Source organism: Nocardia vinacea NBRC 16497 (genome assembly GCF_000308835.1).
Classification (GTDB): Bacteria; Actinomycetota; Actinomycetes; order Mycobacteriales; family Mycobacteriaceae; genus Nocardia; species Nocardia vinacea.
The window spans coordinates 20,030-41,772 of the sequence record NZ_BAGN01000162.1 but is presented as its reverse complement, the minus strand read 5'-3'; the positions used below and the strand labels follow the sequence as shown (position 1 = coordinate 41,772).

7 protein-coding genes are annotated in these 21,743 nt (G+C 67.5%); 5 read left to right on the top strand and 2 right to left on the bottom strand.

What is annotated here, in order from left to right:
* The first annotated feature begins 215 nt into the window (after nucleotides 1–215).
* The 3 genes from ON44_RS21585 (at nucleotide 216) to ON44_RS21575 (ending at nucleotide 16,758) form a co-directional block, all read left to right on the top strand.
* Entirely contained in the window at nucleotides 216–14,309 is a 14,094-nt protein-coding gene (locus ON44_RS21585) for a non-ribosomal peptide synthetase (RefSeq protein ID WP_051182296.1), read from the top strand.
* A gap of 10 nt (nucleotides 14,310–14,319) precedes the next feature.
* Complete coding sequence (locus ON44_RS21580; RefSeq protein ID WP_040692894.1) at nucleotides 14,320–15,249, top strand: aldo/keto reductase; 930 nt, start codon at nucleotides 14,320–14,322, stop codon at nucleotides 15,247–15,249.
* A gap of 144 nt (nucleotides 15,250–15,393) precedes the next feature.
* A complete protein-coding gene (locus tag ON44_RS21575; protein ID WP_083898043.1) occupies nucleotides 15,394–16,758 on the top strand; it encodes a wax ester/triacylglycerol synthase domain-containing protein in 1,365 nt (454 codons plus the stop codon).
* A 17-nt stretch (nucleotides 16,759–16,775) separates the two neighbouring features.
* Here the strand turns inward: ON44_RS21575 and ON44_RS21570 are convergent, their stop codons facing one another.
* Both ON44_RS21570 and ON44_RS21565 read right to left on the bottom strand, forming a co-directional pair.
* Nucleotides 16,776–18,032 (bottom strand): cytochrome P450, encoded by a 1,257-nt coding sequence (locus ON44_RS21570; protein ID WP_245567272.1) that lies wholly within the window; start codon nucleotides 18,030–18,032, stop codon nucleotides 16,776–16,778.
* Between the two features lie 105 nt (nucleotides 18,033–18,137).
* Nucleotides 18,138–18,734 carry a TetR/AcrR family transcriptional regulator gene (locus tag ON44_RS21565; RefSeq protein ID WP_040692887.1) on the bottom strand — a complete coding sequence of 199 codons (597 nt, stop codon included), beginning with the start codon at nucleotides 18,732–18,734 and terminating at the stop codon, nucleotides 18,138–18,140.
* Between the two features lie 338 nt (nucleotides 18,735–19,072).
* On the opposite strand from ON44_RS21565, the gene ON44_RS21560 reads away from it, so the two are divergent.
* Nucleotides 19,073–20,527 carry a class I adenylate-forming enzyme family protein gene (locus ON44_RS21560; RefSeq protein ID WP_040692886.1) on the top strand — a complete coding sequence of 485 codons (1,455 nt, stop codon included), beginning with the start codon at nucleotides 19,073–19,075 and terminating at the stop codon, nucleotides 20,525–20,527.
* Between the two features lie 310 nt (nucleotides 20,528–20,837).
* Nucleotides 20,838–21,731, top strand: a complete 894-nt coding sequence (locus ON44_RS21555; protein WP_218007616.1) for a MurR/RpiR family transcriptional regulator — start codon at nucleotides 20,838–20,840, stop codon at nucleotides 21,729–21,731.
* Nucleotides 21,732–21,743 lie beyond the last annotated feature (12 nt).

Here is a 21,743-nt window from a genome sequence, read left to right as displayed (position 1 = left end):
TTCCCGCTCTTGGGGATAAGTGACAAGTTCGCTCTTGTAAACTCGAACGCTTGGCTTGCGGCGGTATGGCAGTCAGTTAGTGAAGTACGTGCGTTCCATTATGCGGGTGCGGTCTTTAGGCGCGCAATAGGTGAGAGGGTGTAGTACCGGAAATGGCAAGGGATCGTCGTTCCGCACGTGGTAGTCGTCGCCGAGTCGGTCTACTCTTCGGAAATTTGCTCGCGGCCGCTGTGGAGTCCGCCGCCGACGCCGCCGCCATCCGGTTCAACCCTTCGGGCGATCCGTCCGATGACAGGCAGCTGACCTATCGCGAACTCGACGAGTCGTCGTCGCGGTTGGCGCGCGAACTCATCGAACACGGTGTGGGCGCGGGTGATGTGGTGGCGATCGGTATCGCGCGCAGCATCGAATCCGTGCTTGCGGTGTGGGCGATCGCGAAAACCGGCGCCGCGTACGTGCCCGTGGACCCCGGATATCCGTCCGACCGGATCGCGCACATCCTCACCGATTCCGGCGCCGTCCTCGGGTTGACCACCACGGCGCACCGCTCGGTGCTCGGCACGAGTGTGGACTGGATCGAACTCGACGACCCGGCGCACGCCGGGCGCATCGCCGAACGCCCGGCCCATCCGATCTCCTACGCAGACCGGGTCCGTCGGCTGGACGAGCGGCACCCCGCCTACGTCATCTACACATCGGGATCGACCGGACGGCCCAAGGGCGTCGTGGTCTCGCACAGCGGCCTGGCCGGATTGGTCGCCGCACAGCGCGAGCAGTACGCGGTGACCGGGGACTCACGGGTCCTGCATGTCTGCTCGCCCAACTTCGACGTTTCGGTGCTCGAGCTCCTGCTGGCCTTCTCCGCGGGTGCGACCTTGGTGATCGCGCCGCCGTCGGTGTTCGGCGGGGCCGAACTCGCGGATCTGCTGCGGCGCGAGCGAGTCAGCCACATGCTCATCACCCCGGCCGCCCTGGAATCGGTGGATCCGGACGGGCTGGACGAGCTGCGGGTCGTCGTGGTGGCCGGTGACAAGTTCGGCCCCGAGCTGGTCGGCCGCTGGGCTGCCGCGCGCGCGTTCCACAACGGCTACGGCCCCACCGAGGCGACGATTCTCGCCACCGGCACCCCGCCGCTGGTGCCGGGCGAGCCCATCACGATCGGCACGGCCATTGCCGGTGTCGGTGCGTTCGTCCTGGATACGCGATTGCGCCCGGTGCCCGCCGGTGTGATCGGCGAACTGTACCTGTCGGGTCCCGCGCTGGCACAGGGGTATCTCGGGCGTCCGGGGCTGACCTCGGAACGGTTCGTGGCCAGCCCGTTCGGCGCCGATATCGGCAATCCGGGCGCGCGGCTGTACCGGACCGGAGATCTGGTGCGGCGCAGCGAAGAGGGCGGCGTCATCGAGTACCTGGGTCGCTCCGATTTCCAGGTGAAGATTCGCGGCTTCCGGATCGAGCTCGGCGAGATCGACAACGCGCTCACCGGCCACCCCGATATCGACTTCGCGGCGACCCTCGGCAAGACGCTGCCGTCGGGTGCGACCGCGCTGGTGGCCTATGTGCTGCCGAGGGCCGGGGCCGTTGTGGACACCGAGGCGCTCGCCGAATTCCTCGGGGAGTCGCTGCCCGCGTACATGATTCCAGCCGCCTTCGTGGTGCTGGATGAGATTCCGTTGACCCCGGTCGGCAAGCTCGACCGCGCGGCACTACCCGAGCCGGTCTTCGCCCCGCGCGCGTTCCGTGCCGCCGAGACGCCGGTCGAGGAAATCATCGCCGAGGTATTCGCCGGGTTGCTCGGTGTCGAGCGCGTCGGCCGGGACGACTCGTTCTTCGCACTGGGTGGCGATTCGATCCTGTCGATCCAGCTGGTCTCGCGGGCGAAGGCGCGCGGTGTCGTATTCACCGCCGCGGAGGTGTTCGAACATCGCACGGTCGAGGCATTGGCCGAGATCGCCAGATCGGCCGATGCGGTGGAGCAGCAGCGGCTGGCTGAACTGCCCGGCGGCGGAGTGGGTGAGCTGCCGTTGCTGCCGATCATGGCGGCGATGCTGCCGAGCGACTCGTCGTATCGGCGGTTCTCGCAGACGATGGCGCTGCGGCTGCCCGACGGCATCGATCGGGAGACCCTGGTCGCGACCATCGGCGCGGTCTTCGATCACCACGACATGCTGCGCGCTCGGTTGCGTGAAGCCACCTCCGATACCGCCCGGACCTTCGAGGCCTTGGAACGCGGCGCGGTGGACGTCGACGCGCTGGTGCATCGGGTAGAGGTGCCCGCCGATATCGACGATGCCGAGTTGTCGCGGCGGGCGAGTGTCGAATACGACGCGGCGCTGGGCCGCCTCGATCCGGCGAACGCGTTGATGGTGCAGTTCGTCTGGTTCGCTTTCCCGCAGGGCAGTCGCCGTCGTGATGTCTTGCTGGTCGTCGCGCACCACATTGTGGTCGACGGGGTGTCCTGGCGGATTCTGATTCCGGACCTGGCGATGGCCTGGTCGCAGCTCGCGGCGGGGCAGCAGGTGGCGTTGCCCGCCAACGGAACCTCGATGCGGCGCTGGGCGCACGCCCTGCGCGACGCGGCACAGGATCCGGCGCGGCTTGCGGAACTGCCTTTCTGGCAACAGGTTTCGAGCACAGCAGACCCGCTGCTCGGTGCGCGTGCGTTCGATCCGGCAGTGGACACCTTCGGCACCGTCGATCGCGTCGAGGTGACGCTGCCCGTCGAGGTGACCGATGCGCTGCTGACCGCGATCCCGGGCCGGTATCGCGGTGGTGTCAACGACGGCCTGCTCTCGGCGCTGGCGCTGGCGGTGAGCAAGTGGCGTGGCGAAAGCGCGGGCGGCACCGCGCTGGTCAAGCTGGAAGGCCATGGCCGCGAAGAGGAGATCGTCTCCGGCGCGGATCTGTCCAGGACCGTCGGCTGGTTCACCAGTGCGTACCCGGTCCGGCTCGATCTCGGGGGCGCGGACCTCGCCGAGGCGTTCGCGGGCGGAAAAGCCTTGGGCGACATCGTGAAATCGGTGAAGGAGCAGCTGCTCGCGGTCCCCGACAAGGGACTCGGCTACGGCCTGCTGCGCTACCTGAACCCCGAGACGGCCGGACAACTGAGCACCACCGCCGAACTGGGCGGTGCCGCACAGATCAGCTTCAACTACTTGGGTCGGATGTCGACGGGAGAGATTCCGGCGCAGCTCGGTGCATTGGGTTGGGTGCCGGTCGCGGATCTGGGGCAGCTGGATGCCGAGATGGATCCGGATATGCCCGCGAACGGCGTGATCGACATCAATGCGATCGTCACCGACGGTGCGGACGGACCACAGCTGGGTGCGTCGCTCGCCTTCCCGCGCGGGTTGTTGTCGCGGGAGCGGGTGCAGGAGTTCGCCGATCTGTGGGTCGCGGCGCTGCACGCACTGGCCGACCACGCGCGGCATCCGGATGCCGGTGGGCTGACGCCGTCGGACCTGCCGTTGGTCACGGTCGGTCAGTCGGATATCGAAGTGTGGGAACGGAATTACCCGGCGCTGTCGGATGTGTGGCCGCTGTCTCCGCTGCAGTCCGGTCTGCTGTTCCATGCACTACTGGCCGAGTCGAGTATCGACGTCTACACCTCCCAGGCGACGGTCGACCTGGGCGGCACCGTGGATGCCGAGCGACTGCGGGCGGCGGCCCAGGCCATCTTGGACCGCTATCCGAATCTGCGCACCGCATTCGTCGCCGGCGCCGACGGCCACGCCGTACAGGTGGTCCTGGATCGGGTCGAAGTGCCGTGGCGGACAGTGGATCTGACGCATCTGCCCGAATCGCAGCGACTGGCGGAACTGCGGCGGCAGGTGGCCGCGGAGCGCGAGACCGGCTTCGATATGTCGGCCGCGCCGCTGATGCGGTTCACCCTGTATCGCACGGATCAGTGGCATCTGGTGATCACCACCCACCACATCCTGCTCGACGGCTGGTCGATGCCGCTGTTGATGCGAGATGTGCTGGTGCTCTACGCGACCCGGGGCGATCGGTCCGCGCTGCCGCGAGTGCCCTCCTACCGCACCTTCCTCAGCTGGCTGGCCGGCCGGGATCGGGAGGCGTCACTGCGGGTGTGGGAACAGGCGCTGTCCGGTGTGGCGGAGCCGACGCTGCTCGCCCCGCAATCGCGGACAGTCGACGGCCACGGCGGCGGCAAGGTGGTCACCGAGATCGACACCGAGCGCACCCGCCGGATCTCCGAGCTGGCGGCCGAACTCGGCGTCACCGTGAACACCGTGCTGCAGGCGGCGTTGGGCATCCTGCTCGGGCGGTTCACCGGTCGCGACGACGTGGTGTTCGGCACCACGGTGTCGGGCCGTCCGGCCGAGTTGTCCGGCGTGGAGTCGATGGTCGGTTTGTTCATCAATACGCTGCCGGTGCGCGTGCGGGTCGACGGCCGGCTGGCGGTCGGCGAGTTCCTGCAGACACTGCAGCGCGAGCAGGCCGGTCTGCTCGACCACCACTATGTGGGGCTCACCGATATCCAGCGGATCGCTGGTGCCGGAGCACAATTCGACACGCTGCTGGTCTTCGAGTCCTACCCGATCGACCGGGAGGCGATCGCCGCCGCCGATTCCATCGACGGCATGTCGGTGACCGCCGTTGGTATGGAGGACGGCGCGCACTACCCGCTGACGCTGGTGGCGATCGCGACGTCGACGATAGAACTGACGTGGCGGTATGCCGGTGGCGGGTTCACCGCCGATGAAGTGGGAACCCTTGCCGAGCGGCTGAGCCGGGTGCTCGACGCGCTGGTCGGCGATCCCACGGCCCAGGTCGGCGATATCGACATCATGCTGTCCGACGTCGAGCGGGATCGAATCCTGCTGGAGTGGAACGATACCGGTCATGCGGTCGAACCCGAGCTGCTGCTGGACGGCTACCGGCGCGCGGTGCTGGCGCATCCGGATCGGGTCGCGGTGGCCTACGAGGGCGCCGAACTGGCCCACCCGTCGCCCGACCACCACCCCTCAATGAGTCGCTCCGCGACGCTGACATATCGGGAACTCGACGACCGGGTGAATCGCCTTGCCCGCCTGCTGATCTCGCAGGGTGTCGGTGCGGAATCGCTGGTCGGCCTCGCGGTCCGGCGCTCGCTGGATCTGGTCGTCGGCATGTACGCGGTGCTCACCGCGGGCGGTGCGTACGTGCCCGTGGACCCGGATCATCCGGCCGAGCGCGTCGAGCACGTGCTGACCGCGGCGCGGCCGGTGTGCGTGCTCACCACGACCGCGGACGCCGTGCCGGTGCCGGACGGAATTCCGTTGCTGCATATCGACACCGCCGATCTGGACGGATTCGCCGGTACCCCGCTGGCGGCCGGGGAGCTGCTGCGGCCGGTGCGCCCGGAGAGCCTGGCGTATGTGCTGTTCACCTCCGGCTCCACCGGACGGCCCAAGGGCGTCGCGGTCTCGCACCGTGCGATCGGCAACCATCTTGCCTGGATGCAGTCCCGGTATCCGCTGCATGCCGACGATGTGTACCTGCAGAAGGCCGCCTTCACCTTCGACGCCTCGATGTGGGGCTACTTCATTCCACTGCGGCTCGGCGCCAAGCTGCTGATGGCCACGCCCGACGGCCATCGCGACGCCACGTACATCGCGGAAACCATTGCGGCGCAGCAGGTTACTGTCACCGACTTCGTGCCTTCGATGCTCGCGGTGTTCGCCGCCCATACGCCCGCCGGGACGCTTCCGACGCTGCGGCACATCATCGTGGGCGGCGAGCTGCTGCCCGCGGAGACCGTGGCCGCGGTGCGCGCGGTCTGCGACGCGTCGGTGCTCAACGTGTACGGGCCGACCGAGACCGCGGTCGCCGTCACCACCTGGCTCGCGACCGTCGACGATCAGGGCGGCCTGCCGATCGGATCGCCGGTCTGGAACAGCCGCCTGTACGTGCTGGATTCGCGTCTGCGGCCGGTGCCCGCCGGGGTCACCGGTGAGCTCTACATCGCCGGTGATCAGCTGGCCCGTAGCTATCTCGGGCGCGCGGATCTGACCGCGGAACGGTTCGTGGCCAACCCGTTCGGAACCGGCGAGCGGATGTACCGGACCGGCGACCTGGTGGCCTGGAGCGGGCCGAGTGTCCTGAAATACCTGGGCCGCACCGACTTCCAGGTGAAACTGCGCGGACAGCGCATCGAACTCGGCGATATCGAGGCGGCACTGCTGGCGCAGCCGTCGGTGAATCAGGCGGCCGTTCTGGTGGTGCCCACCGAGCTCGGCGACCAGCTGGTGGCCTACGCGGTCCCGGTGCCCGGCGCGCATCTCGAGGTGGAGCCGCTGCGTGCCGCGCTGGCGGGCACGCTACCCCCGTACATGGTTCCGGCCACGATCGTGGAGCTGGCCGAGTTCCCGCTCAGTACCGCGGGCAAGCTGGACCGCAAGGCGCTGCCGCGACCGACACTGGCGGGCCGGGAATTCCGCGCGCCGTCCACCCCGCTCGAGGAGATCGTGGCCGGCGTGTTCGCCGAGGTGCTCGGTGTCGATCGGGTGGGTGCCGACGACGACTTCTTCACCCTGGGCGGCAACTCCCTGGTCGCCACCCAGGTGGTGGCCCGGCTGAGTGCGGCGTTGGGTGCGCGGGTGCCGGTGCGCACGCTGTTCGACGCACCGGTGGTCGCCGACCTGGCGGGGCGCATCGTGCCGGATTCCGAGCATGCGGATCGGCCGCCGTTGACACCGGCCGTGCGCCCGGAGCGCATTCCGCTCTCGCTGGCACAGCATCGGATGTGGGTGCTCAACCAGGTCGATACCGAATCCCCGTCCTACAACCTGCCGTTCGCCATCCGGCTCACGGGCACTCTGGACGTACCCGCACTGCGCGCGGCCGTCGCCGATGTCTTGGAGCGGCACGAGGCGCTGCGCACGCGGTTCCCGGTCGACGGTCCGGACGCGACGCCGCGCCAGGACATCCTGTCCGTAGCCGCGACGCTGCCGAACGGGCTGGAGGTCGAAACGACCGCCGATCCGGAACGGGTCGCGGCGCTGTTGTCCGCCGGATTCGATGTCACCGAACATCCGCCTGTGCGCATCCGATTGTTCTCCGACCCGGCGCGCGACGAGCACCTGCTCGTCCTCGTCACGCATCACATTTCGGCGGACGGCGTCTCGCTGGCACCGCTGGCGCGGGATCTGGCGACCGCCTATCTCGCGCGTACCGCGGGGATCGCCCCGGGTTGGGCTCCGCTGCCGGTGCAGTATGCCGATTTCGCGCTCTGGCAGCGCGAAGTCATCGGCACCGAAGACGACGAGAACTCGATTGCCGCACAGCAGTTGGCTTACTGGCGGCGACAGCTGGCCGGTGTGAGCGAAACCGCGCGGCTGCCGCTGGACCGTCCGCGTCCGGCGCAGGCATCGATGCGCGGTGCGGCGACCGAAATCGCCGTGCCCGCGCAGGTGCATGCCGGGCTGGCCGACCTTGCGCGCCAGCACAATTCGTCGTTGTTCATGGTCGTGCACGCCGCGCTGGCCGCGCTGCTCGCGCGGCTGTCGGGTGGCTCGGATATCGCGATCGGCACGCCGATCGCGGGTCGCGGTTCGGCCGAACTGGACGATCTGGTCGGCATGTTCGTCAATACGCTGACCCTGCGCACCGATGTCGATCGCGACGCCCCGTTCGCGGCATTCGTCCAGCAGGTCCGCGAAACCGACCTGTCCGCCTTCGCCAATGCGGAGATTCCGTTCGAGCGGGTGGTCGAGGAGGTGCTGCCCGCCCGGGCCGTCTCGGCTAATCCGTTGTTCCAGGTGATGCTGTCGTTCCAGAACATCGAGCAGCCGACGCTGGAGCTGCCCGGTCTGACGGTTTCGGCCGTCGATACCGGTGAGATCGTCGCGAAATTCGACCTGCAGGTGATCGTGGAGGCGCGAGTCGGCGACGATGGTACGCCGGACGAGCTGGTCATCGGCTTCGCCTATGCGACAGACCTTTTCGAGGAAGCGACCATCCAGGGCCTCGGCCGCCGATTCGAGCGGATCCTCGCCGCGGTCGCCGCCGACGCGCAGGTGATCGTCGGTGCCATCGACATCCTCGACGACGCCGAACGGGACCGGGCGCTCGCCGCGCCCGTCCGGACCGCCGAACTGGTCCCGGCCGAAGAGGTCACGCTGCTGCCGCAGCTGTTGGCCGATGCCGTGGACGCCAATCCGGACGGTGTCGCGGTGATCTTCGCCGATGCCACCGGGCAGCTGGCCGAATGGGAGTACGTCGACCTCGATGAGCGCTCGAGCAGGCTGGCTCGACTGCTGATCGACCGTGGCATCGGCCCGGAGGATCTGGTCGCGATCGGCATTCCGCGCTCGGCGGAGTCCGTGCTCGCGGTGTGGGCGATCGCCAAAACCGGCGCCGGATTCGTCCCGGTGGATCCCAACTATCCCGCCGAGCGGGTCCGGCACATGATCGCCGATTCGCATGCGGTACTGGGACTCACGGTCACCGAGGTCGGTGCCGACCTGCCCGACGAGGTGCAGTGGCTGACCATCGATGCCGACGATATCGATCGGCGGCTCGACGACTACAGCGCCGATCCGGTGACGGATGCGGATCGGTTGCGTCCGTTGCGCGCCGCGCATCCGGCCTATGTCATCTACACCTCCGGATCGACCGGTAAGCCCAAGGGCGTGGTCGTCACGCAGGCCGGTTTGTCGAGTTTCTGCGCGGAACAGCGCGAGCGCTACCGGGTGACGAGCAGTTCGCGCACACTGCATTTCGCATCGCCGTCATTCGACGCGTCGGTGCTGGAACTGCTACTGGCCATCGGTGGCGCCGCGACGATGGTGGTGGCCGCGCCGTCGGTCTACGGCGGCGAGGAACTGGCCGCGCTGCTGCGCCGGGAGCGGGTCACGCATGCGTTCATCACGCCCGCGGCGCTGGCTTCCGTCGACCCGGCGGGCCTGGACAAGCTCCGTGTCGTCATCGCCGGTGGCGAGGCCTGCCCACCGGAGCTGGTGCGGCGCTGGACGATTCCGATCGCTGGACGGCGTACCCGCGAGTTCTACAACGGGTACGGGCCGACCGAGACCACGATCATGACCAATATCAGCGCGCCGCTGGTGCCGGGGGAGACCGTCACCATCGGCGGGCCGATCCGCGCCATCACCGAGTATGTACTGGACGATCGGCTGTCGCCGGTGCCGGACCGCGCCGTCGGCGAGCTCTACATCACCGGCGCGCAGGTGGCCCGCGGCTACCATGAGCGCCCCGCGCTGACCGCCGCCCGGTTCGTGGCGAATCCGTTCGATCGCGATGGCGCCAGGCTGTATCGGACCGGCGATCTGGTCCGCAGGACGGTCGACGGTGCGCTGGAATATCTGGGCCGCAACGACTTCCAGGTCAAGGTCCGCGGCTTCCGCATCGAACTCGGCGAGATCGACGCCGTCCTCGCGGCGCATGAAACCGTCGACTTCGCGGTCACTATTGGACACGAAATCGCCAGCGGTGCAACCATTCTCGTCTCCTATGTGCATGCCGCCGCGGGTGCGGTGGCCGATGCCGACGAACTCACCGCATTCGCGGCGAACAGCCTGCCCGCGCATATGGTGCCGACCACCGTGATGGTGCTCGACGAGATTCCGCTGACCCCGGTCGGCAAACTCGACCGTGCCGCCTTGCCCGCGCCGGTGCTGCATACCAGGGCATACCGTGCGCCGTCCGGGCGATGGGAAGAGCTGGTCGCGAGCGTATTCATCGAATTGCTCGCGCCCGCGACCCCGGTCGGCGCCGATGACGACTTCTTCGAATTGGGCGGCAACTCGCTGATCGCCACCCGGCTGGCGGCGCGGCTGGGCGCCGCATCCGATACCCGGGTTCCGGTGCGCCTGCTGTTCGAGGCATCGTCGGTGTCCGCGCTCGCGGCCAGGCTGAGTGAGAACGAGGCCGGGAGCGACCGTCCGGAGCTGATCGCCGGTCCGCGGCCGGAGCGGATCCCGTTGTCGGCGGCGCAGCAGGGCATGTGGTTCCTCAACCGCTTGGATACGAACTCTTTGGCCTACAACGTGCCGATGGCGGTGCGCTTGACCGGTGCCGTCGATACGCAGGCGCTGCGGGCGGCGATCGGGGATCTGGTGACCCGCCACGAGATCCTGCGCACGGTCTACCCGCCCATCGATGCCGGCCCGGTGCAGGTGATCCTGCCTGCGGCGCAGGCGATTCCGCCGATGCTGGTGCAGGCCGTCGACCCGGCCGAAATCGTGGACGCGGTGGCCACGTTGGCCAGGACCGCCTTCGACCTCACCGTCGAGGTGCCGGTCCGGGTCAGCCTGTTCGACCTCGGCGAGGGCGCGAACGGGCGCGAATACGTGCTGGCGATGGTCGTGCACCACATCGCGGGCGACGGTTCGTCGATCGGCCCGCTGGCCCGCGATCTGATGATCGCGTATGTGGCACGCAGCACCGGACAGGCCCCGAATTGGGCTCCGCTGCCGGTGCAGTACGCCGACTACAGCATCTGGCAGCGCGAACTGCTCGGCGCCGAGGACGATCCGGAATCGTTGGCGGCCAAACAGATCGGGTACTGGCAGCAAGAATTGGCCGGATTGCCGGAGCAGCTCGACCTGCCCTCGGATCGACCCCGGCCGCTGGTGCGGTCCTTCGCGGGCGGCCAGGTGTCGGTGCGGATAGACGCCGAAACCCACAGCGCGCTGGCCGAATTGGCGCGCGCCCGAGGGGCGACGGTGTTCATGGTCGTGCACACCGCACTCGCCGTGCTGCTGGCCCGTTTGTCCGGGACCAACGACATCGCCATCGGTACGCCGAGCGCCGGACGCGGCGACGCCGCGCTCGACGACCTCATCGGCATGTTCATCAATACCCTGGTATTCCGAACCCGATACGACGGCGGCGCGCGTTTCACCGAATTGCTCGCACGGCAGCGGGAGACCGATCTGCAGGCCTTCGCGAACTCGGATGTGCCGTTCGAGCGACTGGTCAATGTGCTGAACCCGGTGCGCTCGCCATCGCGGCATCCGCTGTACCAGGTGGGGCTGTCGTTCCAGAACCTGGAGCGCGTCGCACTGGAACTGCCGGGGCTGACCGTCGCGAGCCTGGATATCGGCGTCGAGGTATCGCAGTTCGATCTGCACTGGTATATCGGCGATGCCTATGACGAGGCGGGCACGCCGCTGGGTATCGGCGGTATGGTCACCTACGCCGCCGATATGTTCGAGCCCGCCACCGTGCAGGGTTTCGTGGACCGGTTCGCGCGCCTGCTCACCGCCATCGCCGCCGATCCCGATGTGGTGCTCGGCGAGATCGAGCTGACCGATGCGACCGAACGCGCCGCACTGCTGTCGGATGCGGCCGATACCGCGCACCCGGTTTCGGCGGATTTCCTGCTGACCGGCTACCGCCGTGCCGTGGCGACGACACCGGATGCGGTGGCCGTCGTGCACGACGAGACCGCCTGGACCTATCGGGAATTCGACGAGCGCGTCAACCGCCTCGCCAGGCACCTGATCGCGCAGGGCGTGGGTCCCGAATCCGTTGTGGCGCTGGGGATACCGCGATCGCCGCAACTGGTCGCCGCGATGTATGCGGTGCTGACCGCGGGCGGCGCCTATCTGCCGCTGGACCTCGACCATCCGGCCGACCGGATCGGGTACATGGTGGCGACGGCCGAGCCTGTCTGTGTGCTGACGACCGACGGCAATTCGGTACCCGTCACGGGAGTTCCCGTCATCGATATCGACTCCCTCGACCTGTCGGAATACTCCGGCGCGCCGGTCGAGTTCGGCGAGCTGCGTGCGCCGCTGCACGCCGATCATCCGGCGTATGTGCTGTTCACCTCCGGCTCGACCGGTCGGCCCAAGGGCGTCATGGTCTCGCACGGCGCGATCGCCAACCAGATCGAATGGATGGTGGCGGAGTACGAGTTCGGTGCCGAGGATGTCTATCTGCAGAAGACGGCGACAACCTTCGACGTATCGCTGTGGGGTTATTTCGCCCCGCTGTGGGTCGGCGCGCAGCTGGTGCTCGCGGCACCGCACGGACAGCGCGATCCCGGCTATATCGCCGAGCTGATCGCGACCCACCAGGTCACGGTCACCGATTTCGTTCCGTCGGTACTGCAGGTCTTCCTGGCCGCCGCCCGGGTGGAGCAATTGGCGTCGCTGCGTGCGGTTTTCGTTATCGGTGAGGCCTTGCCGCCCAACACCGTCGGCGATTTCGCCGCGCTGTCGGATGCCGGACTGCACAACCTGTACGGTCCGACCGAGGCGGCGGTATCGGTGACGTATCGGCCCGCCTCCATCGACGACCGGTTGACGGTGCCGATCGGGGTGGCGCTGTGGAATACCCGCACCTATGTGCTGGATTCCCGGCTGCATCTCGTACCCGCCGGTGTTGTCGGCGAACTGTATTTGGCAGGAAGCCAATTGGCGCGCGGCTACCTCAGTCGTGCCGACCTGACCTCGGATCGGTTCGTCGCCGACCCGCACGGTCCCGCGGGTGCCCGGATGTACCGGACCGGTGATCTGGTGCGTCGCCGCGCCGACGGGGTGCTGGAATATCTGGGGCGCACGGACTTCCAGGCAAAGATCCGTGGTCACCGGGTCGAGCTGGGCGAGATCGAGGCGGCGCTGCTCGCGGATCCGTCCGTCGCCCAGGCCGTCGTCGTGGTGGCGAAATCGGAGACCGGCGATCAGTTGGTCGCCTATGTGGTGCCCGTAACCGACCTCACCGGGTCCGCTCTAGAGGCAGACACCCTGCGCGAATCGCTGTCACACGTGCTTCCGGGCTATATGGTGCCCTCGGCCATCATGGTCCTGGAATCCTTCCCGGTGAACAGCAGCGGCAAACTGGATCGGGCCGCGCTGCCGCGGCCGGTCCTGCGCGCCCGTGAGTTCGTCGCACCGGCGACCGATACCGAGCGCGCCGTCGCCGAGGTATTCGCCGAGGTGCTCGGGATCGCGCGGGCCGGAGCCGAGGACGATTTCTTCGATCTCGGCGGCACCTCGCTGCTCGCCTTCACACTGCAGCGCGCGTTGGCCACCCGGCTCGGTATCGATGTGCCGATGGCGGCGCTGTTCATCGCGCCTACCGTACGTGGCCTGGCCACTCGTCTCGACAATCCGGACGAGCCCGCGGCCGTGGTCCCCGGCACCGACACCGCGACGATCACCACCGACGCCGTGCTCGAACCGGAGATCGATGGTGCGGGTCGTACACCGGCTCGTGCCGAGGCCCCGCGTGACGTACTGCTCACCGGCGCAACCGGATTCGTCGGTGTGCATCTGCTGCGGGAACTGCTGTCCAGCACGGGGGCAACGGTCTGGTGCCTGGTGCGCGGCGAAGATAGCGAGCGGGCCTACAAGCGGATTCGTGACGCCATGCAGCTGTACCGGATCTGGGACGATGCCTATCAGGGTCGAATCGTCGCTGTCGCAGGTGATCTGGCCGCACCCGGACTCGGGCTCGACCAGTCCGACTGGGCCCGGCTCGCTGAGCAGATCGACACGATCTACCACAACGGAGCTCGCGTCAATCACATCGAGCCGTACGCGCGGTTGCGCGCCGCCAACGTGTCGGGCACTCGTGAGGTGCTGCGGTTGGCGACCACGGGTCGGATCAAACCGGTGCACTTCGTCTCCACGGTCAATGCCGTGATTCCGAATGCGCCCGCACCGGATTTCATCGCCCGTGAGGATGTGCAATTGCACGTCGACGAGGTATCCGGAAACGGTTATGTGGCAAGTAAATGGGTCGCCGAACAACTGATCCGCCAGGCCGGTGCACGCGGTGTGCCGGTGAGCATCTATCGTCCGGGAACCGTGTCCGGCGATCCGCGGCTCGGGGTGAACAGCGTCGACGACTCGTTCTGGAACATGATCCGGGCGGCCGCCATTCTCGGACTCGCGCCGGATGTCGGCGACGCCACCATGTCGCTGGTGCCGGTGAACTATGTGGTGGGCGCGATCGTCGCGCTGGCGGATCAGCCGCCGGTCGGTGCGGCCTATCACCTGGTGAACACTCTTCCGGTGGCGATCGGCGATATCTTCGAATCCCTGCGCAGGCACGGGATTCCGATCGAGATCGCATCGATCGAGGAGATCGCGACCAAACTGGCCGAGGAGGCGGCGGCGCGCGATGCGACCGGCGACGATTCGCTGGTGCGCGCCGCCTTGGTCAGCGGCAACTACGGCGGGGCCGCGGCTGCCGTCGACGACACCGACACCCGAATCGAGTTGGCGCAGTACGGTATCCACTGCCCGCCCATCGATGCCGCGGCCTTGGACGCCTATGTCAGGTCCTTCATCGATGCGGGTTTCTTTCCCGCCCCGAGCGACGTTCAGCTGTAGAGAGGAAAGCATGACCGCCGAAGCCCAGTCCCGTCCCGCCGCCTCCTCGGGCACCTTCACCCTCGGTGGTGATCTACCGGTCACGCGCCTGGGCTATGGCGCAATGCAGCTGACCGGTGACGGTGTGTGGGGCGACCCGAAGGACCCGGATGAGGCCGTGCGCGTACTGCGTCGTGCCGTGGAGCTCGGTATCACCCTCATCGATACCGCGGATTCCTACGGTCCGTTCGTCAGCGAAACTCTCATCCGCCGGGCCCTGCACCCGTATCCGGATGACCTGGTTATCGCGACCAAAGCCGGGCTGGCCCGGCCTCGTCCCGGTGAGTGGGTGCCGATCGGCCGTCCCGAATATCTGCGCCAGCAGCTGGAATTGAGCCTGCGTCATCTCGGCGTCGACCGCATCGATCTCTTCCAGCTGCACCGGATCGACCCGCAGGTGCCGCTTGCCGACCAGCTCGGCGAGCTGGCGTCGCTGCAGCAAGAGGGCAAGATCCGCCATATCGGCCTTTCCGAGGTGACCGTCGCTCAGCTCGACAAGGCCCGCAAGGTCGCCGATATCGTCTCGGTACAGAACCAGTACAACCTCGTCAACCGCAGCGCGGAGGACGTACTCGAATACGCCGAGGCGAACAACATCGCCTTCATCCCCTGGTTCCCCATGGCCACCGGCGATCTCGCGCGTCCGGGTGGTCCGCTGGACAGCCTCGTGCGCGAAGGTGCCGGCCCGTCCCAACTCGCGCTCGCCTGGCTGCTGCGCCGCTCGCCGGTCATCCTGCCCATTCCCGGCACCTCCAGCGTGGCGCATCTCGAGGAGAACACCGCCGCCGCCACTATCACCCTCAGCGACGACGAATTCGCCGCCCTGTCCGCGGTGAGCACCCCGTCCGCGGGGGGCGCACGAGGTTGGCGTTCCCTGCTGCCGAAAGTGTCGCGTAGCTGAGGAAGCGCCGGGTCCCCTGGCGATGCCGCCGGGGACCCGGGAGTTGGATCGGTACCCGGTTTCGATTCCGGCAGACGTGATGGTCCTGACCTGATAGCCCCTGACCCGATGGCATAGTGCAGCAATCGGATCGACGAGAGCAGCATGATGTACGAAGCACAGCTGGTGGCCAATGACGCCGCCTACTACTACTTGGCCCGCTCGGGGCGGGTCACCGACTGGCCGATGTGGTGGGTATTCGATAACGGCGACGCACCGCTGACCGCTGCCGATATCGCCGACCACTTCGAGGAACGGGTCGATCTGCTCGAACCGCTACGCCGTCGGATCCAGGAGGTGCCCGGCGGGCTCGGGCACCCGTTCTGGGTGGTCGACGACAGTCCGATCGACGCCCACATCGTCACGCATGCTGCGGCGCAACTGGATTGGGCGCAGTGTCAGGACGAGATCGGGCGTATTCTGGCGCAGCCGCTGGATGCCCGGGTCAGCGCCTGGCAGCTGCACGTAATTCCGAACGTGACCGGTATCGCGACGCCGAGCGGCGTGGGTGCCGTTGTGCTGATGCATATCAGTCATGCGCTGATGGCTGGTCCGGCCATGGCATCGTTGTCGGAGGCGTTGTTCGCCTCGGTGCCGTTGCGGATCGAGGGGCAGGGTCCGGCCACACGGCGCCCGCTCCCGGCGCTCGCCGCCATGGTCGGTGCGCTGCGCTGGCCGTGGCAGGCCTTGCGGTTCAATGTCCGCGTCCGGCGTGAGATGCGTCGGATCGCCCGTGAAAACGACGACAGCGGCCCGAACACGCCACCGGTCACCGCTACTGTGCTCAATCGCCGGATCGGTCCGGGACGCGCCATGCGGTCGATTCCGTTGGAACTGCGGGTCGTTCGTGCGCCGGGGATCACGGTGACGGCCCTCGGACTGACGGCGATTTCCCGCGCCATGCAGCGCTATCTCGAAAAGCGGGATGGCTCGTGTCCTGACGATCTCGCGGTATTGGTGACCGTCGCGGTGCCCGACGCGCCGGTGATGGGTGTCAATTGCGTCGGTGCCGCCGCGGTCGAGCTGGCCGCTGCGGAACCCGACCTCGCCGCTCGTGCACGGGCGGTCGACGCCACACTTCGCGCGCGCCGCGATTCGCCGTCGGGTCGCCGGGAACTCAATCGACTCGGACTCATCGACCTGCTGCCCAGTCGCACCTACCGGACGCGATTCGGTACGCTCGCGCCCGCCGACCCGGATGCCCCGGCCTATGCACACACCATCCTGACCAGCATTCGCTGTGAGCCGACCGTCGAATGGTCACTGGCGGGCAAGCCGTTTCGCTTCGCTGGCATGCTGCCGCCGGTGTATCCGGAAATCGGTTTGGCGCATTCGTTCGTCGGCGCGGGCGACACCTTCACCGTATCGGTGGCGTGTGATCCCGAGATCGTCCCGGATCTCGACGACTACTGCGACATCCTCCGGGAGTCGTGCCACGACGTCGCGGCCGCCCTCGCAGAGTCGCAGTAACGACCGGCTGCCCGTTCCTACCAGGCCACCGGCAGGGCCTTCGGTCCGCGCACCAGCAGACCGCTCTTCCACGGCACCTCGTCGACCGGGACGGTGAGCTGCAGGGTCGGGAACCGTCGCAGCAGTGACCCGAGCGCGACTTGCAGTTCCACCCTGGCCAGTTGCGCGCCGAGGCAGTGGTGCGCGCCGTGTCCGAAGGCCATGTGCGGGTTGCGTTCTCGGGTCAGGTCGAGGTCTTCGGGATCGTCGAAGACCGCCTCGTCGCGATTGGCGGCCTGGGTATTGACGAATACCGACTCACCGGCCCGGATTCCGACCCCACCCAGCTCGAGGTCCTCGGTGGCGATTCTGGGAAAGGAACCGCCCGCACCCAATTGGACGTAGCGCAGTAGTTCCTCCACCGCGCTCGGGACGAGTTCTGGTCTGCCGCAGAGCAATTCCCAGTGTTCGGGCTCGGTCAGCAGCACATAGGTGAAGTTGGCGATCTGATTGGCGGTGGTCTCGTGGCCCGCGATGAGCAAGCCGATACCCAGGTTGACCAACTCCGCCTCGCTGAGCCGGTCCTCGTCATCGCGCGCGGCGACCAATGCGCCGAGCAGATCGTCGGTCGGCTGCTCGCGACGCTGTGCCACGAGCTCGGTGAGATACGCCTCCAGGCCCGCGCGTGCGGTGCTGATCTGTTCGCGACTGTATGCGGTGGTGGACAGCACCGTATCGGAGAAATCCCGGAAGCGGTGCTGGTCTTGCGGTGGGACGCCGAGCATTTCGCAGATCACGGTGACCGGCAGCGGCAATGCGAGCAGTTGCACCAGATCGGCCGGTGGGCCGGATCGCTCGATTTCGTCGAGCCGCTCGTCCACGATCTGCTGGGCGCGCGGGCGCAATGCCTGGACCCGGCGGCCGGTGAACGCCTTGACCACGAGTTTGCGAAGTCGCGTGTGCTCCGGCGGATCCATGCTGAGCAGCGAATTGCGGCGCGCGGGCTCCGGCGTGGTGCGCGGAATATCCTCGCGTTCGACCGCCGCGGCACGACTGAATCTCGGGTCGGCGAGTACCTGTTTGACGTCCTCGTAACGGGTGACCAGCCAGCCCTCGCCGCCGTAGGGGAGCCGCACGCGGCTGATCGGTTCCTCTCGGCGCAACCGCGCGTAGAGCGGATCCATATCCAGGCGGACCGGAGTGCCGAAGGGGAAGCTTCGCACCTCGTGGTCGACAGGCCCACCCGTCGCCCGGCTGCCACCCCTCATCGAATCGCTGCGCGATGCTGCCCTCATGCGATCTCCCTCCGCGACACGGACGGTTGGCGCCCGAGCAATGTAAGCGGATGCTTACAACTGATGTTAGGGAGGGCGTGGTGGCCCGTCAACGGTTGAATTCCGTTATGACGGTGGAAATTTCACATCCACCCGTTCCAGCAGCACCCGCGCGGCACGCAGCACATGCTCGGCAACCGTCGCCGGATCGGCGCTGGCCAGCGGATCTCGGCGATGTACCGAGCGAACCAAACCGATGCCGAGCAGCCAGGCGAGCAGGAGATCGGCACGCAACTCGGCATCGGCTCCATCAGTGAGTGCGGAAAGCGCGCCCACGTACTCGTCGCCCAGTTCCCGCCGCACCGCGGCCGCACCCTCGTCATGTCCGCTCGAGCGCAGCGCGGCCTGTAGCCAATGTGCCTGTGCCGCAGAGCCGGTCGGCTCGAGCGCGCGTGCGAGTAGGCGGCCGAGCAATGCTTCGGCAGGTCCCTCCTCGAGCACGCGCCGACCCCGGTCCGCTATCGACGCACGGAACAGTTCGTCCTTATTGCCGAAGTACCGGAACAACAGCGCCTGATTCACCCCGGCACGTGCGGCTATCTCGCGTACCGTGGCGCGCTCGTAGCCGCGTTCGGCGAACAGTTGTTGTGCCGCCGCCAAAATGGCGAGTCGCGTTGCGGCCGCATCCCTTTTGCGGCCGATCGGCTCGTACTGACCAGACATGCACCCTCCGGTTGATCCCAGACAGTGCAGCGTAAGTCGCGTTCCCAAAAATGGGAACGGGGATTGTGCGGGCGGCCGTGTTGCGGCGGTACTGTTCTGCCCTGGCACCGCTAAGAATTGGACCTCGATGTGGTGCTGGAGGCGTCACGATGCGGAAAGGCGTTGGTCGCGCGGCCCTTCGGGTTCCATTGCTCACCTCTTGTTCCCCCTTGCCGGGAGGTGCCGGGGAAAGCCGCCGCGACCTGCGATGGGTGCCGTTCGTGACCCCACTCCCGATTGCGGAATCTCGAATTCCGCAACGGGAGTGGGACACCCCCGTGCCATCGGAAGGACAATTGATGGATGCCTGCGATCGGCTGTTTCTTGTTTCCGCCGATGCCGATCCGCTCTTATCATTCGGTCAGCTGGAGGCATGGGCCGAGACCGTCGCATGGACTTTGCAGAAGAATGGCGTCGGTGCGGGTGACGTTGTGGTTGCCGAACTACCGAATTCGCCTGCCTTCGCCGTCGTAATGTCGGCCGCCTGGAATATCGGTGCGGTATTCGCGCCGGTGGATCCGCGGCTGAGCGCGCGGGAGAAACAGCAGATTTTTACACTGGCTCGGCCCCGAGTGGTGGTCGCGCCGACCCTCGCTTCGATCGAGTTGCCGACGCTATTGTGGCGCAACCCGTTCGAGCCCCCGGCGCAGCTGGAGTGGATCCCGGCCCCGCCTGCGCGCCGCGTCGGCTGGGTGCCGACGGTGCCCGCACCCACGGTGCAGGAGGACGACCGGCTGATCCTGTTCACCTCCGGCTCCACCGGGGCGCCGAAGGCGGTGGCACTGTCCGAAGCCAATATCGCGGCCGGAATCGCCGCTGTCGCAGACCATTTCGCACTCACACCGGACGACCGGACCATCGCGCTGCTGCCGTGGGCGCAGAGCCACGGCCTGTTCGCGAATCTGATGGCAACGCTGCGCAGCCGGTGCACCATGGTGCTGCCCGCCGCGGGTGAGGCGCGACAAACGCACCGACTGCTGGATGCGGCGGCACCGACCTGGCTCACGGTGATGCCGATGCAGCTGGCCGGCATCACCGCGGGACTGGTGGCATCGCGAAAGCGGGCGCGCGGCATGCGTTTTCTACGCACCGCCTCGGCCCCGCTGTCCCGCCTCGCGGCCGAGCGCGCGGAACGTCTGCTCGACTGCCCGGTCGTGGAGGCACTGGAACTCGCCGAAACCAGCCATCAGGCGGCGGCCGATCCGCCGTCGTGGGAACGGGTGCCCGGGACGGTCGGTACACCGACCGGTGTCGAATTCCGTTTGGCCGGTGACGAAATCGCGGGCGGGCGCGAACTGGAAGTCCGCGGCACGGCACTGTTCAGCAGATATGTGGGCAATCCTGCGGCCACCGCTGCCGCCTTCACCGCCGACGGCTGGCTGCGGACGCGTGACGTGGCGCGCCAGGAAGAAGACGGGCGCCTGCGAATCCTGGGGCGGCTCAGTGAAATCGCGCACCGCGGCGACCATGCGGTGGCGCCGGTCGACGTAGAGGCCGCGCTGGACGAACATCCCGACGTCGTCTCGTCGCTCGCGACGCGGGTGCCGCATCCACATCTCGGCGATGACGTCGCGGCCGTCGTCCATTTGCGTGCGGGTTCACAGACCACCAAACGCGACATCATGCGCCACTGCCACGCGCATTTGGCCGAGCACCAGATTCCGGGGCAGCTGCGCATCGTGCAGCGGCTGCCCCAGTTGCCGAGCGGAAAGCCAAGTCGTCGCATGGCGGCGCGGTTGTTCGAGGTCGGCTGAGAGTAGCGCGCGACCTGAAGTCGTGCTCGACCGGAAATCCTCCTCCTGTCATCGAGAACAGCACCGAGCTCATCCTGTGTGAACCGCCCCGGCCGTGACCACCGCTGGTAGGTCTGGACCCCGGCCGCACCAGCCCGTCTTGATCAAGACCGGCGGACTGGGCACTGGTTTGCGTCCCGACGACCGGCTGGCGGCATGGACTTTCCGGATGGTGTAGCAGCGTGGCCTCGAGGACGGTCAGCGGAATCGGCTAACTTGGCAGACAACCGCGTGTGCAGGGCAAGCGGTGCGAGGTTTCGGAGGAGGTTCGGTGGATACGAACGCGGAGACGACGACCGGTTCCGCGAGCTTCGACGAGCTGGCAGTCGAGATACGCCGCCGGATGGATTCGCTGTCCACCGCGCACAAGAAACTGGCTCAGCGAGTGCTGTCGGATCCCGAAGCGGTGGCCTTCATGACTGTCTCCGAGCTCGCCGCCGCGGTCAATGTCAATGAGGCCACGGTCGTGCGCTTTGCCAATGGTCTGGGTCTGAAGGGGTATCCGGGGCTGACGCGATTGTGTCGCGAACGGTTGCAGGAGCAAGCGCAGCTGTTACGCCGCTTCGACAATCTCGAGCACCTCGTGGCCGAAGGTGTCGGGGTGCGCGAACAGACCGTGGCGCTGGATCAAGCGAATATCGCCCGCACCTTCGCGCGCATCGACGACGCGATGTGGGATTCGGCAGTAGATCGGCTGGCCCATGCTCCCCGGGTGCATGTGATGGGTCTGCGCAAATGCCACGCCCCGGCGTATCTGCTCACCTACCTGCTGCGGATGCTGCGCGAGGATGTGTCGACGATCGATGCCACCGCGGGAACGCTGACCGATGAACTGCGTCGGGTGCGTGCCGGCGATTGTTTCGTGGCGATATCGATCCATCGATACAGCCTCGACACCGTGCGTGCGGCGCAGTGGGCTCGACAGCGCGGTACCCACGTCATCGCATTGACCGATACCGCTGTATCGCCGCTGGCGGCGTCCGCGCACGACACGTTTTATGTCGATGCGTCCAGCGCCAGCATCCTGCGATCGATGACCGCCTTCACCTGCCTCGCCCAGGCAATGACGGGTGCCGTCGCACAAACCCTGGGGCACGAAGTGCGCCCGACACTGCTCGAGGAGGAAAAGCTGCTGGAAGAGTTCGGCGTCTACGCCCCCGATTGACACCGGGGCGGT